Raw genomic sequence first — 17,857 nt, forward strand, 5'->3', positions numbered from 1 at the left:
TAGACTTACTTTCGCGCCCGATCCAACACGCAGGATTGCACTCCATGGGCGCTATATTGTTGGATATACCAACCATTCATACATTTTCCTATAGGTACGCAGCCCATACAGGAACCACCCAATTCACTTCACCCTCGTATATCGCGCTTTACACTTCCAGCCCTGGTTCATACTTGGCGCTCATGTGGGCGAGACTCTGATGTCCGATGAACGGCCGATTCTGGTGACCGGGGCCGCCGGAGGGGTCGGCGCGGTCGGGCGTACCGTGGTCGAACTGCTCCGGCGGACCGGTCTGCCTGTTCGTGCGCTCGTGCACCGGGAGGACGAGCGGGCCGAGGCATTGCGGGCCGTGGGCGCGGAGGTTGTGGTGGGGGATCTCAGCCGAGCGCCCGACGTTGTGCGGGCTGTGGAGGGGTGCAGGCGGATGTACTTCGGCATGAGTGTTTCACCGGAGTATCTGGAGGCCTCGCTCACCACGGCTATGGTGGCCCGTCGTTACGGGGAACTGGACGCTTTTGTGAACATGTCTCAGATGACCGTCTCGCAGATGGATCTGATGAGTACGGAGGAGTCGGTTCATCAGCGGTATCACTGGCTGGCCGAGCAGGCGCTGAACTGGTCGGGTGTTCCGGTTGTGCATGTCAGGCCGACGGTGTTCATGGAGAACCCGCTCTTCATGGTCTTGGCGGTTTCGTCGATCAAGAAGGACGGGACGATACGGCTTCCGTTTGGCTCAGGCCGCACCTCTCCGGTCGTGGCGCATGATGTGGCCGAGGCGGTGGCCGCGATTCTGCGATCCCCTGGTGCTCATGTTGGCAAGGTCTATGAACTGACCGGCCCTCGATCGCGTGATTTGACGGACATGGCGGCGGAATTCTCCGAGGTGCTCGACCGGCCGGTCACCTATGTCGACGTTCCCTTCGGCGAATGGGTCGAGCAGAGTCTCCGGCCTCTGAAGCTGCCTCCGCATCTGTTCGACCATGTGGTCACCATGGCCCGGCTGCACGCCAAGAATCGCTATGACCGCGTCACGGCCGATGTTGAGCTTCTCACCGGAAGGCCTGCCTCGGATATCCGCGAATTCTTCGAATTCCATCCGGAGCTCTGAAGAGCCGGTCGGGCCCCCGGAGCGGGGGCCCGGCCGGTGGGGAATCAGGGGGAGGTGCAGGTGTAGGTGGTAGGGACTGCGGTGTTGCCGTTGGGGCGGCTGCCCTGGAAGCCGAAGGATGTGCTGGCTCCGGCGGCGAGGGTGCCGTTGTGGGCGACGTTCTTGGCGGTTATCGTCTGGCCGCTCTGGGTGAAGGTGGCGTTCCAGGAGCCGGTGACGGTGTGGCCGGCCGGGAGGGTGAAGGTGACCGTCCAGGAGGTGATCGGGGAGGTGCCCGCGGTGACGGTGACCGGCTGGATCACGTAGCCGTTGCCCCATTGGGTCTGGGTGGTCGGGACGACGGTGCAGGCGCCTCCGGTGCCGCCTCCGGTGGTGGTGAATGTGCCGAGGGGGGAGTTGCCGGAGAGGTTGCCGGCGTTGTCGCGGGCGCGGACGTAGATCTGGTAGGCGGTGTTCGCGGTCAGGCCGGTGAGGGCGAGCGTGGTGCCGGTGGTCTGGCCGAGGAGCGGGTCGGTGACGCCCTGCTCGCGGTAGACGTTGTAGCCCGCGAGGCCGGAGCAGCCGGAGTCGGTGGAGGCGGCCCAGGTGAGGGTCGCGCCGGAGGCGGTCACGCCGGACGCGGTCGGGGCGCCCGGGGTGGTGGGTGGGGTGGTGTCGGTGCAGGTGCCTGGCTGGGTGGTGAAGGTGACCAGGCCGGAGTTGGCGGAGAGGTTGCCCGCGGCGTCCCTGGACCGTACGTAGATCTGGTACTGGGTGTTCGGGGTCAGGCCGGTGAGGGTGACGGTGTTGGTGGTGGGCGAGGCCAGCAGCGGGTCGGTGGCGCCCTGCTCGCGGTGCACGTTGTAGCCGGCGACGCCGCCGGTGCCGCCGGTGGATGCGGTCCAGTTGAGGGTGGCGCCGGTGGAGGTCACGTTGGAGGCGACCGGGGTGCCGGGCACGCTGGGCGGGGTGACGTCGCCGCCGCCGACCAGGGGGGCCAGCACCGGGTACCACGCGTTGGACATCTTCTGGTCGCCGGCCGCGTTCGGGTGCACGCCGTCGTAGGTGTCGGTGGTCGTGTTGAAGCCGGTCCAGTGGTCGACCACGGTGATCGGCGAAGCCGAGGTGGTCTTGCCCGCGGCCCAGGCGGGGATGGCGTTGTTGAAGTCGATGACCCGCTGCGGGCAGGGGCCGCAGGCGCTGGCGGCCATTGGGATGATCTTGGCGACCAGGATCTTCATGTTCGGGTTGTTGGCGCGCATCTGGTCGACGAGCTTGCCGAACGCGGTGAGGATGGTGGCCGGGGCGATGTTGCTCCACACGTCGTTGGTGCCGAAGTGCATCAGCACGACGTCGGGGTTGGTGGCCGACAGCCAGCCGGGCAGCTGGTTGGCGTTGGCGACGTTGGTGGCGAGAAACCCGCCGTGGCCTTCGTTGTCCCCGTCGTACGGCACCCCGCAGCCCTGGGGGCCGAGCGTGCCGACGAAGTCGACGTTGGTGAGGCCGTTGCTCTGCAGGCGGTTCCAGAGCAGGGACCGCCAGCAGCCGGGGGAACCGGTGATGGAGTCGCCCAGCGGCATGACGCGCACGGGGGCGGCCTGGGCGGGTGAGGTGAAGCCGAAGACGACCGCCCCCACCATGGTGAGCAAAATCGTGAGTAAGGTGCTGATTTTTCGGCGCATGCGTACTCCTGTGGTCGGCTCAGGCGATGCTAGGAGCCGACTGATCGGATGGGCATGTCATGACCAGGGCCGATATCGGCTACCTGCGGCTTTTCCGAGACGGGAATGTAATTTTCGTCATTTCGGCCGAGGGCCTGAGGGCATAACCCCCGTTGAGGGGCCCTGTCACGTGGACACGATGATCTTCATCGTTGCGGCTTCCGGATTCCGGCCGTAATTTTCGGGTGCCCATCGCGCGCCGGCGGCGACAAAGAGGGAGCCCTCATGTCCAGAATCGTGGCACTCGTGCTGGCGCTGGCGCTGATCCTGGTGGGGAGCCCGGCCGCCGCGGCGGCGGTGACCGTACCCGTCGGGGCGCAGTTCACCGACACGAGCGGCGCGCTGGTGCACGCGCACGGCGGCGGCGTGCTGAAGGTCGGGGCGTACTACTACTGGTTCGGTGAGAACCGCAACGCCAACGGCACCTTCCGGTACGTGTCGGTCTATCGCTCGGCGGATCTGCGGACCTGGGAGTTCCGCAACAACGTGCTCACCCAGTCGAGCGCGGCGGAGCTCCAGGTCGCCAACATCGAACGGCCGAAGGTCATCTACAACGCGAGCACCGGCCAGTACGTGATGTGGATGCACAAGGAGAACGGCAGCGACTACGGCGAGGCCCGGGCGGCGGTGGCGGTCTCGTCGACCGTGGACGGCAACTACACATATCTCGGCAGTTTCCGCCCGCTGGGGCATATGTCCAGGGATATCACGGCGTTTGTGGACACGGATGGCACCGGGTACATGATCTCGGCGGCGGATGAGAACTTCGATCTGCACATCTACCGGCTTACTCCGGACTACCGGTCGATTTCAGCGCTTGTCCGGATGTGGGACGGGGACCATCGCGAAGCGCCCGCGATGTTCAAGCGGAACGGCGTCTACTTCCTGCTCACCTCGGCCGCCACCGGCTGGCAGCCCAACCAGGCCAGGTACGCCACCGCCACCAGCATCACCGGCCCGTGGAGCGCGTGGCAGAACGCCGGCGACGGCCTCACGTTCGGCTCCCAGTCCACGTTCGTGCTACCGATCCAGGGCACGCAGACCACGTCGTACCTGTACATGGGCGACCGCTGGGCCGGCGCGTGGGGCGGCCCCGTCAACGACTCCCGCTACGTCTGGCTGCCCATCGCCTTCCCGACCGGCACCACGATGAGCCTGTCCAACGCCCGCCAGCTCAGCGTCGACACGACCACCGGGACCCTGTCGGCGACCGGTTCCGGGTTCGACCGCCTGGCCGTACGGCATTCGGGCAAATGCCTGGACGTGCGCAACCAGTCGACCGCCAACAGCGCCGCCGTCGTGCAGTACGCCTGCAACGGCGGCAACAACCAGCAGTGGCGCATCCAATCCATCAGCGGCGGCTACGTTCAGGTCATCGCCCGCCATTCCGGCAAATGCCTGGACGTGAACAGCGCGAGCACCGCCGACTACGCCACGATCCTGCAGTACACCTGCGGCTCCGGCGCCAACCAGCAGTGGACCCTCCAGGACGCGGGCGGCGGCTACCTCCGCCTGGTGGCCCGCCACTCCGGCCGCTGCCTGGACCTCCCCAGCTCCTCCCCCGCCGACAACATCCAGTTCCAGCAGTACGCCTGCCACACCGGTAACCAGCAGCAGGTCACCCGCACCGCGCTCTGACCCGCAAAACCGGAGGTCCCGCCGCTGGTTCTCTCTTGTAACCAGCGGTATCTTGGGACACCATCGATGACCATGGAAGACGACATTTCAAAGTCATCCGGTTACTGCGGGGATACCGACGGCGACTACGACGTTCTCCAGTGGGACACGCGGGAGGACTGCGAGGTCCGGCAGATTCTCGACCGGATCGCCGACAAGTGGTCGCTGCTGGTCATCGCCCTGCTCGACCAGCGCAGCCTGCGCTTCTCCGAGCTGCGGCGCAGGATCGAGGGCATCAGCCAGCGCATGCTCACCCGGACCCTGCGCCAGTTGGAGCGCGACGGCCTGGTGAGCCGCACCGTGTATCCGGCCGTGCCGCCGCGCGTGGACTACGCGCTCACCCCGCTGGGCGTGACCTTGCACCACACCATCCGCGCACTGGTCACCTGGACCGAGGAGCACCAGAACGAGATCGCCTTCGCCCGCGCGGCGTACGACACCCGGGTGGCGGCCGAGCAGGAGGCCGCGGAGCGGGACTCGGCGGAACGGGACGCCATCGCCCGGGACGTTCTCGCGGCAGGCCGGGCGACCACCGGCTGAGCACACGGGTCGACGCACGCCTTGGCAGTACTCGCGACCCGCGAGCTGGACGTCACCTCGCCGCGGCAGGTGATCAGGGGGCGCGGAACGGGGTGAACTTCAGGATCGGGGCCAGGCCGAACAGGGGCTCGCCGGGGGTCAGGGCGCGCTCGCCCAGGACCGTGTTGATGATCTCGGCGAGGGACTGGGAGACCTTGAACGGCCAGGGCCTGATGCCGCCGCCGAGGCCGCCGTCCTTGATCCCGGCCACCGACGCCAGCGCGTCGGGGGCGAAGCAGGTGGCCAGCTGGATCTCCCGGGTGGCGCGCACGCCGTTGACGACCGGCCTGGCGTAGGCGCCGCAGGGCATCACGCGGATCGCGAACCCGTCGTCGACGCGCAGGTGGGCGCCGTTCTTCAAGGTGATGGAGAACCCGCCGGGGTAGCAGATGCGGCCGTCCAGGCCGATGCTGTCGTGCTGCATGCCGATCGGCATCGTGATGCCGAGGTCGGCGCCGTCCGCGCCGATGACGCGGGTGACCGGCTTGACCGCGTCCCAGGTCCCGTCGTACTTCTGGACCAGCTCCCTGATCTTGGGCTCCCAGAGGACCGTCGCCTTGCCCCAGGGCGAGAAGTAGAGGCCGCCCTTGGTGCTGGAGCAGTACTCGGTCCGCGGGGCTTCGGCCGTGGCCACGGCGACGGTGGACATGGCCAGGGCCGCGCCGGCGACGGCTGACGCGATCAGACGGGTGGTGCGCATATGTGGATCCCTCTCTGGACACGAAACGATGTCACTTTAAGTAGCTGGCGACTACCCAAAGCGATGACACGCCGCTTTTGCCGGGCCCGGTTACGGTGGAGGGATGGCGCGGGCCGATTGGGTGATCGTCGACCTGGGGCCGAAACTTTCGGACTCGGCGAGGATGACCGTTTGAAGGATTGACCGAATCGCCAAGGATTACCTATGTTTCAAGGGCGAAAACTCTCGGAGACAATCCGAAAGTTTCGTCCCCACATGTGGAGGCGCCGGCGGATCGGCGCCCGCCGGCGCCTCCATCTCATCGCTAGAACTCCATCGCTAGAACTCTGAGGTGTAGGTGACGAGTGACTGGCGGTCCACCCGTGTCGTGGCGTTGTAACAGACCACGTCGCGCACGGTGGCCTGACTGCCGCCCGTCCCCCACGTCGTCAGCAGGTTGCAGTACTCCGGACCGGGTCCGTACGCCGTGGCCTGGACGTGGTCACGCAGCACGCCGGCCCTCGGGAAGAGCACCAGCCGCATGCCCACTCCGGCGGTCTGCACCGTGTTGACGGCGCCCTGCGAGTTGTAGTTGATGCCCGGCGGAGCCGGGACGTACGGGCCCGGGTTGGCCGGGCTGACGTCGAAGGTGTAGGCGAAGTTCTTCGGCGGGATCGCCCCGCCGGTGATCGCCCGCTCCCGCTGGTAGGTCAGGTTCCAGCCGGTGTTGAAGGGATTGTTGACCGCGTCATGGCAGCGCACCTGCACCGTCTGCACGACGGCCGAAGGCGCCCAGCCGCCCACCTTGCACCGGGCGGGAGCCGTCGGATTCACCGCGGTCACCTGGATGTTGCCCGCGGGCGACGGCGAGCCCAGGCCGTTCAGGGTGACCGTCCAGACGCCGGGAGCGGCGGGGACCACGGTGTTCGGGGCGAGCACCGAGTTGTAGGAGCCGACGACCGCCGCGCCGTTGTAGGCGACGTAGCCGAAGCCGTGGGTGCCCGGCGGGAGCGGGCCGCTGCTCTCCTCGTAGACGATGGTGAACGGCACGAACCCGGGCACCCCGCCGAACCGGTAGCAGCGCACGCTGACCACCTCGTCGACGCCGACCGCGTTCCACTTCTCGACCTGGCACCAGGCCGGTCCGCCGACCACGGCCGTGACGTGCACGATCCCGCCGGGGCCGCCGATCTGCGGGAACCGTACGAACGTCTGCCCGACCACGCCCGGGGAGACGCTGACGCTGAACGCGGCCGGCCAGCTGCCGGCCTGGTGGCTCGGGTCCGGCACGCCGGACGGGATGTTGACGAGCGCGAATCCCCACCGGTTCGGCACGGCCGCCTGCGCCGGACCGCTCAGCGCGGTCAGCCCGGCCGCCACCAGGGCGGCCGACACCAGCGCGAGAAGAATCCTGCGGAGAGGTAATCGGATTGGCGACATACGCTTCCTCACTACTCGGGAAATCGGCCGGTGCAGGCCGTCGTGACGTTCATAGGCTGGAAATCAACCGTTGAGAAGACTCATTTCTCCCACTGGACGCCAACTCCGCTGTCAAGGCCCGCTGACGTGCGAATTCGAGTTACTCGGGCATTCGTTTCGCGAACGATTCATCGGTACGGCATGATGGTCCGGTGGACCCCTCCGAAGAAATTTCGGGAAGACCAGCGCGGCCCTATATTCGCCGAACTTCATGGCCCATTTTCGGCCACCCTTATCCGCCCTCTCGTCCGCCGGGCCAAGGGAATTAGCTCCGTCCCCCAGATCATTTTCGATGCCCGGAAGGACAGTCGATGGGACACGGCCTGCGCGGGGCCCGGATCGGCACGACTCTCACCTTCATCCTCGCGGGGATCTTCTCGGGCACGGTGGCCGTGCGTATGCCCGCGCTCACCGAGAAGCTCGAACTGTCGGAAGGGCAGCTGGGCATGGCGCTGCTCGCGCTGGGGATCGGCTCGCTGGCCAGCATGCAGACGGCTCGCCCGCTGATGCGGCGGCTGGGCAGCCGGGGCATCCTGGCGGTGGCCGGGCCGAGCTGCGCGGGCGCGCTCGCGCTGGTGGGGGCGGCTCCCTCCTACCCGCTGCTCCTGGTCGCCACGAGCGTGTTCGGGATCACCTTCGGCCTGCTCGACGTCGCGATGAACGCGCAGGGCGCCGCGGTGGAGGCCGGGTACGGGCGCCCGCTGCTGAGCGGCATGCACGCCGGATGGTGCTTCGGCGCGATCGTCTCGGGCGTCCTCGGCTTCGCGGCCATCCGGCTGGGGCTGACGTTCACGCCCCACCTGGTGGCCGTCGGGCTGGCCGGCGTCCCGGCCGCGCTCGCGCTCCTGCCCGCGTTCCTGGCCGACCCGCCCGCGCCGGACGAGGACGCCGGTTCACGGCGCGGGCTGCCCCGGGTCGTGTACCTGCTCGGGGTCGTCGTCTTCGCGGCGTTCACGGTCGAGGGCATGGTCGCCGACTGGAACGGCCTCTACCTGCGCGACATCCTCGACGCCCCCGAGTGGCTGGCCGCGCTGGGCTATCCCCTGTTCGTGACCGGCATGCTCGTCGGACGCCTCGCCGGGGACCGCCTCCGGGCCCGGTACGGCGCCCGCGCCCACCTCACCGCCAGCGGCGTCGCGACAGTGGCCGCGTTCACGGTCGTCGTGTCGGCCCCGGCGGCGGGGGTGGTCATGCCGGTCCTGCTCCTGGCCGGGCTGGGGATCGCGCCCGTCATCCCGTTCGCGCTGTCCCTGGCGGGCGGCGCCGACCCCGCCCAGTCCGGCCCGGCCATCGCCCAGACCGCCACGATCGGCTACGCGGGCCTGCTGCTCGGGCCGGTGATCATCGGTTTCCTGGCCGACGCGACCTCGCTGCGCGTGGCGATGGCGTTCGGCCTGGTCCTCGGCGTGGTGATCGCGGTGACGTCCCGCTTCCTCCCCGGGGACAGGCCCGGCAGTGCCGTACCCAGCCTGGCCCGGGAGGAGTCCGCGGCTCAGCGTTAGGCCAGTTCGCGGCGGACCAGGGCGACCGCTTCGGTCATCGCCTGGAGTTTGGCGAAGGCGCGAGGGCGGGGCAGGTATTTCATGCCGCAGTCGGGGGCGATCTGGAGCTGGTGCGGCGGGTGGTAGCGGAGCGCCTCGCGGATCCGGGCCGCGATCGACTCCGGGGACGCCACGTCCGGGGTGGACAGGTCGAGGACGCCGAGGATGACGGTCTTGCCGGGAAGCTGCTTGAGGATGGACAGGTCGAGGCCGGGCTGGGCGGTTTCGAAGGCGATCAGATCGGCGGCGCAGTCGTTGAGTTCGGCGAGGAAGGAGTAGCCGGGGGGCCGCTCGTGGACGATCGCCGCGTAGCCGAAGCAGGTGTGCAGGGCGACCGGTCCTGGCAGGCCGTCGATGGCGCGGTTGATGGCTTCCACCGCGTACTCGCGGGCGGCTTCTGGGCGGGCCTGGAGATAGGGCTCGTCCAGCTGCACGATGTCGGCGCCCGCGGCGAACAGGTCGGCGACTTCGGCGCGGACGGCGTCGGCCAGGGCGAGCGCCAGGGAGCGGCGGTCGCCGTAGAAGTCGTCCTGGGCCTGCTGGGCCATGGTGAACGGGCCCGGCAGGGTGATCTTGACCGGGCGGTCGGTGTTGCGGCGCAGGAACTCCAGGTCCTCGACCTCGACCGGGCGGGTGCGCTGGATCGGGCCGACGGCGCGGGGCACGGGGTTGGGGTGGCCGGTGCGGTCGATGGCGGTGCCGGGGTTGTCCACGTCCATGCCGTCCAGGGCGGTGGCGAAGCGGTTGGAGTAGCTCTCCCTGCGGATCTCGCCATCGGTGATGATCTCGACGCCCGCGCGTTCCATGTCGCGGATGGCGATGATCGTGGCGTCGTCCTGCGCTTCGGCGAGGAACTCCTCGGGAACCCGCCAGATCTCCTTGGCCCGCACCCGGGGTGGCAGCCTGCTGCCGAGCATCTCCCGGTTGACCAGCCAGCCGGGCTGCGGGTAGCTGCCGACCACCGTCGTCACCAGAACACCATCAATCACCATGAGCGACCTCCTCCCCCGACCCTGCCCCGCCCAGGCGGTCCCGGCAAGAGCCCGTTCCGGACGTTGTGCCACGGTTCCGCCCGCCAGGGACAGCTGATGGAACGAAAAGTCACGGCTAGGGAGTAATGCGGAAATAGCAAGACATCAGGGGGATCGGTCATGGATGTTGAGGTCAGGGACCCGGATCGGGAGGAGACGACTGCCGCCGAGTTACCCGCGAACGTGAAGGGGAAGCTCTTCCACCGGCACGAGTGGCTGGAGATCGAGCGAATCGGGAACGTCGTCACCAGCCAGTGCCTGTGCGGGAAGAGCAAGACCCGCGTCAAGTATTAATTAGAAAGTCGTGATCTGGACAGCCGCGGCGGTGAATCGCCTGATCGGCGGCTATGCGGCTGTCTACGGGACGGGTTTCTGGTTAATAGCCGCTTCGGAATCCGATCCCCGGGGTATGGGACTAGGGATTTCCCTAGGCCGGAACCGGATCCGGCCGCACTCCCCCGCGCTTTAACGTGGACCGCCACGAACGGGGAGGTGGGCGATGAGCATGCCGGACGGGCCGGAGATCCCCCGCGAGTACGGCGCGAGGTCCGAGGGAACCTCGCCGCGGGAACATGTCCCGGCCGCGCCCGACCTGGTGGCCGACTCGATCATCTCGCGCCCGCTGATGGAGCGCATGGCGGTGGCGGAAGGCCGCCGGCTGGGTGTGGTGATCGAGCTGCGCACCTCCCATCCGGGCGGCGTGCGCGGGGCGTACGAGCAGGTCAACGCCCTGGTCCGGGAAGTGGCCGGAACCGAGACGCGGCAGGTCGGGTCGTATCTGGCGGTGGCGCTGACCGCCGACGAGATCCGCGACCTGGTCGACCGGGACATGGCGAAGGGCCGCAGCCGCGGCGACACGTCCACGCCGGGCGCGCCCCGCTGGTCGATCCACCGGCTGTGGCCCAACTTCGAGGTCACCACGCTCACCCACCGCAGCGTGATCACCACCAAGTGCGCCGCCGCGCACCGCACCTTCGAGGCCTCCGGCGAGGGCATCGTGTGGGCGGTGCTGGACTCGGGCATCGCCCCGCACGCCCATTTCGACCTGCATCGCAACCTGGAGGAGCTGCCCGGCATCCGGCACCGCAGCTTCGTGCCCGGCAAGACCCACGCCGAGGCCCTGCTCGACGAGCACGGCCACGGCACCCACGTGGCCGGCATCCTGGCGGGCGAGTCGGTCAGCGAGGACGCGCGGACCGCGCCGCTCATCGCCGCCGCCTGGTACCAGGACGAGCGCAACGCGACGACCGGCCGGCTGGACGTGCGCCGGCTGGAGGTCGAGTCGTTCCGCGGCATGGCGCCCCGCTGCCGCCTGCTGTCCTGCAAGGTGCTCCGCGACGACGGCACCGGCGACGTCACCGCCGTGCTGGCGGCCCTGCAGTACATCAACGACCTGAACGCGGGCGGGCGCGAGCTCAAGGTGCACGGCGTCAACCTGTCGGTCGGCTACCCGTTCGACCCCAGCTGGTTCGGGGCCGGGCTCAGCCCCGTCTGCCGCGAGGTCGACCTGCTGGTCCGCAGCGGCGTCGTCGTGGTGGTCGCGGCCGGGAACACCGGTTACGGCTTCGCCCAGGACACCGGCAGCAGGGCCGTACGGCTCGGCCTGGACATGACCATCAACGATCCCGGCAACTCCGACCTGGCGATCACGGTCGGGTCCACCTCGTGCAGCCCGCACGTCAGCGGGGTGTCGTATTTCTCGTCGAAGGGCCCCACCGGGGACGGGCGGCCCAAGCCCGACCTGGTCGCGCCCGGCGAGCGTATCGTCAGCGCCGGTTCCGGCGCCCTGCTGCGGCGGGCCACCGACTCCGTGAAGGACGCCATGTTCGTGGAGGACTCGGGCACGTCGATGGCCGCGCCGCACGTGTCCGGGGTGATCGCGGGCTTCCTGTCGGTGCACCGCGAGTTCATCGGCCGCCCCCGGGAGGTCAAGGAGACGCTGATGCGCTCGGCCATCGACCTGGGCCGGGACCGGTCCTTCCAGGGCGCCGGGCTCGTCGACGCCATGCGCGCCATCCAGCTGGTCTGAAAGGGAGACTCCGGTGCGATTCCCGTACGCGAAGGTGCAGTTCCGCTCCACTGGCGAGCCGCACGACCCGGCCGAACGGCAGCGGGCGCTGGACCTGGTCCGGACGCCCGGCGTGACCGACATCCTGGTGCTGTCACACGGCTGGAACAACGACATGGCGGCGGCCGAGGCGCTGTACCAGGACCTGGCCGCCAGCCTGGACAGCGTGCGCCGCCCCGGCGGGATGAACCTCGCCGTGATCGGCGTGCTCTGGCCCTCGATCCGGTGGGCCGAGACGGGGCAGCTGGCGGGCGGCGGCCTCGGGGTGGACGACGGCGCGGCCCAGCTCAGGCAGGAGATCCAGGAGACGGTCGCCGACCCGGAACTGGCGGCGGCCCTGGACGCGCTCGTCGGCGACCTGGACTCCGCCGCCGCGCAGGCCCGCTTCCTCGGCCTGCTGCGCGGCTCGATGCCCGCCGTGGCGCCGGGCGACGAGGAGCCGCCGCCCTCGCTGCTCACGGAGGGCGACGCCGGGACGGCGTTCTCGCTGGCCGGTGAACCGCTGCCGCTCGTGCTGCTGCCGGAGGCGCCGGGCGGGGCGGGCTCGCTCGGTGGCGGGCTCGCGTCGTTCAGCGACGTCTTCCGGGCCGGGCGGCTGCTGCTCAACACGGCGACGTACTTCACGATGAAGGAGCGCGCGGGGACGGTGGGGTCGACGGGGGTGGCCCGGCTGCTGAACGACCTGGCGACCGTGGCGCCCAACGTGCGGCGGCATCTGGCCGGGCATTCCTTCGGCGCCCGCCTGGTGACGGCGGCGGCGCGACGGCACGCGCCGCTGCACTCCGTCTCCTTGCTGCAGGGCGCTTTCAGCCATTACGCGCTGTCCACCGACTACGACGGCGACAAGGACGGCTTCTTCCAGGGTGTCCTGTCTCCCGGCCGCCTGACCGGGCCCATGCTGATCACCCACACGGCCAACGACCTGGCCGTCGGCATCGCGTACGCGATCATCTCCCGCCTGGCCCGGCAGAACGCCTCGGCGGTCGGCGGCCCGGACGACGCCTACGGCGGCCTCGGCCGCAACGGCGCCCTGCGCACCCCGCAGGTGGCCGCGCCCCCGGACACCCTCCTCGACGCCGACGCGACGTACGCCTTCCGCCCGGGAAAGGTCTACAACCTCCAGTCCGACGCTTTTATCAAGAGCCACGGCTCGGTCACCGGCCGCGAGGTCGCCAACGCCATGATCCAGGCTATGACCAGCCGGTGACCTCGCTGGTGAAATGTTCAGCGCTTCGCCGTCCTGAGCTGAGCGAATCGCCGTTCTCCCGCCGGGGATTTTGACGGCCAGCGGGCTGGACCGGACGATCCCGGCAGATGGGAACAGGCCGTTCCCGATCAGAGAGGACATCATGCGAAACGTCCTTCGGGCGGGTGCCGGGGCCGCCCTGGCCGCCCTCGTGTTCGCGTTCGGCTCCGCCGCCGCCGCGGCGTCGGTGGACACCTCGCCGCCGTCGAAACCGGTCGGGCTGCGCGACAACTGCCTCGCCGACTACCCGGGTACGGCCTTCTGCTGGACGCCGTCCACCGACGACGTCGGCGTCACCGGCTACGACGTCTTCCGGCAGATGCCGGCCGGCTTCGTCAAGGTGGGCACGGCGCCCGCGACCCAGCTGCCGCTGTTCGCCGAATCCGGCCTGGTCACCGGCCAGACGTACGTCTACCGGGTGCAGGCCAAGGACGCGGCCGGAAACCTGAGCGTCGTGTCCGACCCGGTCTCGGTGATCGCCCGGCAGGGCCTCCCCGTGCCCCCGTCATGCCGGGTGGAGTACGTGACGAACACCTACAACAGCACCGGCTTCCACACCCAGATCAAGATCTTCAACACCGGATCGATCGCCATCAACTCCTGGACCCTCGCCTTCACCTTCCCCCACCCGGGCCAGCACATCACCAACCCGTACAACGCCACCTGGACCCAGACCGGCGCCGGCGTGACCGCCAGGAACCTCCCGTGGAACGCGGTCATCCCCCCGGGCGGCAACGTCCAGATCGGCACCAACGGCTCGCACACCGACGCCAACCCGGTGCCCGCCCAGTTCAGGGTCAACGGAGTGCTCTGCTCCTGAACGCGGGATCCAGCTGATCACGCGAACGTTGGCCCTGGGGTCCCCCCAGGGCCAACCCATTCGACCGCGTCCCGTCCGGTCACGGGGAAGGGGTCGGTGGAGAGGTTGAAGGAAACCAGCCCGACCAGTTGATTCAGCTCCTCGAAGCCGAGTTCGGCCAGGAGCTCCTGACGGGTCATGGTCTGCTCGATGCGCACGGTGGCCCTCCAGGGGATTGGGGTGGGTGAACTTCCCGGTATGTCACTGCATCGAGGATTGGGCGCGCAACCTGCCAAATGATTGGCTGATCAATATGTCAATTGAGTAGGGGCGAGTTCGCGTATCGGCTATACAACTTGTCCAGTGTTTGGCGGCACGTGGAGCTATCGGTGAGCCCGATGGCCGCCATCGGTGCCAGGACTTGGACGCCGACCGGCCGCCTGCCTACCGTGAGCGCGTGGGCTTGCCCGCATACCAGGCCCGGTGAAGGAGGCAGGCGTGGAGCGGATCCGGCATGTCATCGACGGCAGGCTCGTGGACTCCGCGACCGGGGCCACCTTCACGAGCACCAACCCGTACACCCGTGAACCATGGACGGAAGTGGCGCTCGGCGGCGAGCGGGAAGTGCGGGCCGCGATCGACGCGGCCCGCCGCGCATTCGACGAGGGACCCTGGGGACGCATGCCGGTCGCCGAGCGGGTGACCCTCCTGCACGCGTTCGCCGACCTGCTGGAGCGCGACGCGCCGGAACTGTCCCGGATGGACACGCTCGACATGGGCAAGCCGTACGGGGACGGATCCGGCGTGGACGTCGCGGGTAATGCGAGCCATCTGCGTGAGCACGCCGAGCACGCCCGGCTGGCGACCGCGCCGGCGTTCCCCGGCAACGGCCGCCACCACATCTTCAGCCAGTACGAGGCCGCCGGAGTGGTCGCCGCGATCACCCCCTGGAACCTCCCCGTCCTGATGGCGATCTCGAAACTCGGCCCGGCGCTCGCCTGGGGAAACACGGTCGTGCTCAAACCGGCCGAGCAGAGCCCGGCCTCCGCGACCCTGCTCGCCCGGCTCGCCCTGGAGGCGGGCATTCCGCCCGGCGTCGTCAACGTGGTGCACGGTTTCGGCCCCGGCGCGGCCGGTGAGGCGCTCGCGTCGTCGCCGGGAATCGACCGCCTGACGTTCACCGGATCGACCGCGGTCGGCGCGGCCATCGGCATGCTCGCCGCGCGCAACCTGGTGCCGGTGCTCCTCGAATGCGGCGGCAAAGGGCCGAACATCATCTTCTCCGACGCCGATCTCGGCACGCCGGCGGCTGGCTGGTCCGCCCCACCGTGGTGACCGGGCTCGTGCCGGGCGCGCGGGCCTGCCGGGAGGAGATCTTCGGCCCGGTCGTGGTGGTGACGCCTTTCGACACCGACGACGAGGTGGTGGCACTCGCCAACGACACCGAGTTCGGGCTGTCCGCGTCGTGCTTCACCCGTGATCGAGGGCGGGCGCACGGGGTGGCCGACCGGCTGCGCGCGGGGATCGTGTGGGTCAACACGTTCGGGGTGCGCGACTGGCGGGCGCCTTTCGGCGGATACCGGCGCTCCGGTGTCGGCAGGGAGGGCGCCGAGCACGGCCGCGCCTTCTACACCGAGGCCAAAGCGGTCGTGCTCGCCTACTGAGCGCGCGCCACAGGCTGTGATTTTTTCGGCCTGATTTCTTGAATGTGACAAATGGCGTGATTATGTCATCGAGGATGGCGCTGAGCGCATTCTTGTATTTCCATATCGGCCAGACCGATGGATCACATCGGAAATGCGCGTTGGACTGCGGAATTGCCAGTTCCTACCGTCGAGACAACAAGCCGGCTGGGCCGGGCAGTCTCACGGAGGTCTACACGTCGTGATCCGCACTGGGAAGCAGTACATCGAGGGACTACGGGCGCCGCGCGAGGTGTACGTCGGCGGCGAGCGAGTCGTGGACGTGACGACATATCCGGCGTTCCACGAGCCGATCCAGAGCTACGCCCGGCTGTACGACATGAAGCACGACAGCCAGTACCAGGACATTCTCACCTACACGGAGGAGCCGGGCGGGGAACGCTACGACATCAGCTACCTCGTCCCGAAGAGCAAGGAGGAGCTGAAGGCGAAGGGCAGGGCGTACCACACGTACGCGCGGGCGTCCTACGGATGCCTGGGCCGAGGCCCGGAGTTCATGGCGGCGTTGATCGCCGGGATGTGGGAGAGCACGGACTGGTTCGAGCAGTGGGGCGAGGGCGGCGCCCAGAAGGTCGCCGACTACGTCCGCTACGTCCGGGACAACGATCTCTTCCTCACCCACGCGCTCGGCAACCCGCAGTCAGACCGATCCAAGCCCTCCCACCAGCAGGCGAATCCGTACATCCACCTGCGGGTCAAGGAGGAGACCCCGGAGGGCCTGATCATTAGGGGCGCCAAGCAGCTGGCCACCGCCGCGCCGGTGACCGACGAGATCCTGGTGTTCCCCAACGGCCGGCAGTTCGGGCCGGGCGACGACGCGTACGCCCTGTGTTTCGCGGTTCCGACCACCACCCCCGGCGTGAAGATCATCTGCCGTGAGCCGCTGGTCCCCGAGAGCCGCAACGTGTACGACCACCCGCTCAGCTCCCGGTTCGAGGAGATGGACGCGCTGATCGTCTTCGACGACGTGCTGGTTCCGTGGGATCGGGTGTTCTTCTACAACAGCCTCACCGCGGCCAACAACATGCGCTTCATGACCGGCGTGGCGGCGTTCTCCGGCCACCTGTCCGTCCACCGGGCCACGGTCCGCGCGGCGCTGACGGTGGCCACCGCGATGAAACTGTGCAATTCGGTGAAGACCGACGTGTTCCCCAACGTCGGGGAACTCCTCGGCCGGCTGGCCGCGCTGTACAAAGCCCAGGAAGCTCTGCTGTTCCGGTGCGAGGAAGAGCCGAGGGTCAGCGAAACCGGCACGTACTGGGTCAACGGGGACGCGCTCAGCGCCTCCGGCCTGCTCTTCCCGGACTTCTACACGACCATGCTGGACGTGATCAAGCGGACCGGCGCCGCCGGGCTCATGCTCACGCCCACGCTGGGCGAGTTCACCGGCGAGGTCGCCGACCTGGCCAACACCTACTTCGCCGGCGCCGACGATATGCCGGGCGTGGACCGGGTGCAGATCGCCAAGCTGGCCTGGGATCTGGCCGGGGACTCGATCGGCCAGCGGCTCTCGCACTACGAGCGCTTCTACATCGGCGAGCCGATGTTCGTCGCCTCGTTCTTCGCCCGCTCGGCCGACATGGGGCTCGGCCGGGAACTGCTGGAGAACATCCTCGCCGAAGGCCGGGCGCTGCGTGACGCGGCCCTGGAGTCCCGGCCCGGCAGCTAGCGGAGCCCCGCGATGTCCCCCGATCGCGCCTTCCGCGCCACCATGGGCCTGTTCGCCACCGGAGTGACCGTCATCACCGTCGGGCACCAGGGCGTCCGGCACGGTATGACGGCCAGTGCCGTGATGTCGGTGTCCCTGCGGCCGCGGTTGCTCGCGGTCGCGGTGGACAACCGGTCCCACACCAACGAGATGGTTCAGCGGGCCGGCCACTTCACGGTGAACATCCTGGCCGAGGGGCAGGCGGAGGTGGCGCGGCGGTTCGCCCGGCCGATGGCGAGGGAGGCCGAACTCTTCGGCGCGGCGCCGACTACGGCCGGCCCCACCGGCGACCCCGTTCTGCCGGCGACACTGGCCCACCTGTCCTGCGAGGTCGCCTCCGTACACGAGGAGGGGGACCACACGCTCTATGTCGGACGTGTCACCGCGCTGTGGCGCACGCCTGAAGCGACCGCGCCGCTGATCTTCTACGCCGGCCGGTTCTGCTCCACCAGCTGCCGCGTCTGCATCGCCCGCGTCGACCCGACCGAAGCCCTGTACGCCCTGCACGGGGGCTGAGCAGCCCGTCCGCATGGCGGAGG

At 69.0% G+C, this 17,857-nt stretch carries 17 protein-coding genes; 12 read left to right on the plus strand and 5 right to left on the minus strand.

The window, feature by feature from the left end:
- Positions 1-184 precede the first annotated feature (184 nt).
- A complete protein-coding gene (locus tag Aple_RS40735; RefSeq protein WP_218038750.1) occupies positions 185-1,108 on the plus strand; it encodes an NmrA family NAD(P)-binding protein in 924 nt (307 codons plus the stop codon).
- Between the two features lie 44 nt (positions 1,109-1,152).
- On the opposite strand, the gene Aple_RS55115 is transcribed toward Aple_RS40735, so the two are convergent.
- A complete protein-coding gene (locus tag Aple_RS55115; RefSeq protein WP_246265098.1) occupies positions 1,153-2,769 on the minus strand; it encodes a fibronectin type III domain-containing protein in 1,617 nt (538 codons plus the stop codon).
- Positions 2,770-3,033: 264 nt separating this feature from the next.
- On the opposite strand from Aple_RS55115, the gene Aple_RS40750 reads away from it, so the two are divergent.
- A complete protein-coding gene (locus tag Aple_RS40750) occupies positions 3,034-4,446 on the plus strand; it encodes an RICIN domain-containing protein (protein WP_155350122.1) in 1,413 nt (470 codons plus the stop codon).
- Positions 4,447-4,518: 72 nt separating this feature from the next.
- A complete protein-coding gene (locus Aple_RS40755; RefSeq protein WP_155350123.1) occupies positions 4,519-5,025 on the plus strand; it encodes a winged helix-turn-helix transcriptional regulator in 507 nt (168 codons plus the stop codon).
- A gap of 73 nt (positions 5,026-5,098) precedes the next feature.
- Here Aple_RS40755 and Aple_RS40760 read toward each other — a convergent pair whose 3' ends face one another.
- Together Aple_RS40760 and Aple_RS40765 are read right to left on the minus strand one after the other, a co-directional pair.
- Positions 5,099-5,764 (minus strand): hypothetical protein, encoded by a 666-nt coding sequence (locus tag Aple_RS40760; protein WP_155350124.1) that lies wholly within the window; start codon positions 5,762-5,764, stop codon positions 5,099-5,101.
- A 318-nt stretch (positions 5,765-6,082) separates the two neighbouring features.
- The gene (locus Aple_RS40765; protein WP_155350125.1) at positions 6,083-7,183 is read right to left on the minus strand and encodes a hypothetical protein; all 1,101 of its coding nucleotides are present in this window, start codon (positions 7,181-7,183) and stop codon (positions 6,083-6,085) included.
- A 350-nt stretch (positions 7,184-7,533) separates the two neighbouring features.
- On the opposite strand from Aple_RS40765, the gene Aple_RS40770 reads away from it, so the two are divergent.
- The gene (locus Aple_RS40770) at positions 7,534-8,724 is read left to right on the plus strand and encodes an MFS transporter (protein WP_155350126.1); all 1,191 of its coding nucleotides are present in this window, start codon (positions 7,534-7,536) and stop codon (positions 8,722-8,724) included.
- Here Aple_RS40770 and Aple_RS40775 read toward each other — a convergent pair.
- Positions 8,721-9,755, minus strand: a complete 1,035-nt coding sequence (locus Aple_RS40775) for a uroporphyrinogen decarboxylase family protein (protein WP_155350127.1) — start codon at positions 9,753-9,755, stop codon at positions 8,721-8,723. The genes Aple_RS40770 and Aple_RS40775 overlap by 4 nt on opposite strands.
- 159 nt (positions 9,756-9,914) lie before the next feature.
- On the opposite strand from Aple_RS40775, the gene Aple_RS40780 reads away from it, so the two are divergent.
- The 4 genes from Aple_RS40780 to Aple_RS40795 all read left to right on the plus strand — a co-directional run bounded on the left by Aple_RS40780 (position 9,915) and on the right by Aple_RS40795 (position 13,928).
- Positions 9,915-10,088 carry a hypothetical protein gene (locus tag Aple_RS40780; RefSeq protein WP_155350128.1) on the plus strand — a complete coding sequence of 58 codons (174 nt, stop codon included), beginning with the start codon at positions 9,915-9,917 and terminating at the stop codon, positions 10,086-10,088.
- A gap of 205 nt (positions 10,089-10,293) precedes the next feature.
- Positions 10,294-11,823: a S8 family peptidase gene (locus tag Aple_RS40785; RefSeq protein WP_155350129.1), complete on the plus strand. Its 1,530-nt coding sequence runs from the start codon at positions 10,294-10,296 to the stop codon at positions 11,821-11,823.
- A gap of 13 nt (positions 11,824-11,836) precedes the next feature.
- Positions 11,837-13,069, plus strand: coding sequence for a hypothetical protein (locus tag Aple_RS40790; protein ID WP_155350130.1), 1,233 nt, complete (start codon positions 11,837-11,839; stop codon positions 13,067-13,069).
- A 142-nt stretch (positions 13,070-13,211) separates the two neighbouring features.
- Complete coding sequence (locus Aple_RS40795) at positions 13,212-13,928, plus strand: cellulose-binding domain-containing protein (protein ID WP_155350131.1); 717 nt, start codon at positions 13,212-13,214, stop codon at positions 13,926-13,928.
- A 17-nt stretch (positions 13,929-13,945) separates the two neighbouring features.
- Here the strand turns inward: Aple_RS40795 and Aple_RS40800 are convergent, their stop codons facing one another.
- Positions 13,946-14,125 carry a hypothetical protein gene (locus Aple_RS40800; RefSeq protein ID WP_155350132.1) on the minus strand — a complete coding sequence of 60 codons (180 nt, stop codon included), beginning with the start codon at positions 14,123-14,125 and terminating at the stop codon, positions 13,946-13,948.
- A 280-nt stretch (positions 14,126-14,405) separates the two neighbouring features.
- Between Aple_RS40800 and Aple_RS40805 the strand changes: the two genes are divergently transcribed.
- The 4 genes from Aple_RS40805 to Aple_RS40815 all read left to right on the plus strand — a co-directional run bounded on the left by Aple_RS40805 (position 14,406) and on the right by Aple_RS40815 (position 17,834).
- A complete protein-coding gene (locus Aple_RS40805; protein WP_246265099.1) occupies positions 14,406-15,242 on the plus strand; it encodes an aldehyde dehydrogenase family protein in 837 nt (278 codons plus the stop codon).
- Positions 15,239-15,571 carry an aldehyde dehydrogenase family protein gene (locus Aple_RS55120; RefSeq protein WP_246265100.1) on the plus strand — a complete coding sequence of 111 codons (333 nt, stop codon included), beginning with the start codon at positions 15,239-15,241 and terminating at the stop codon, positions 15,569-15,571. Before Aple_RS40805 ends, Aple_RS55120 begins: the two co-directional genes overlap by 4 nt.
- Positions 15,572-15,791: 220 nt before the next feature.
- Positions 15,792-17,279 carry a 4-hydroxyphenylacetate 3-hydroxylase family protein gene (locus tag Aple_RS40810; protein ID WP_170321919.1) on the plus strand — a complete coding sequence of 496 codons (1,488 nt, stop codon included), beginning with the start codon at positions 15,792-15,794 and terminating at the stop codon, positions 17,277-17,279.
- Between the two features lie 12 nt (positions 17,280-17,291).
- Positions 17,292-17,834, plus strand: coding sequence for a flavin reductase family protein (locus Aple_RS40815; protein ID WP_155350134.1), 543 nt, complete (start codon positions 17,292-17,294; stop codon positions 17,832-17,834).
- Positions 17,835-17,857: the final 23 nt, after the last annotated feature.

The sequence above is a fragment of the Acrocarpospora pleiomorpha genome, from assembly GCF_009687885.1.
In the GTDB taxonomy this organism is placed as follows: Bacteria; Actinomycetota; Actinomycetes; order Streptosporangiales; family Streptosporangiaceae; genus Acrocarpospora; species Acrocarpospora pleiomorpha.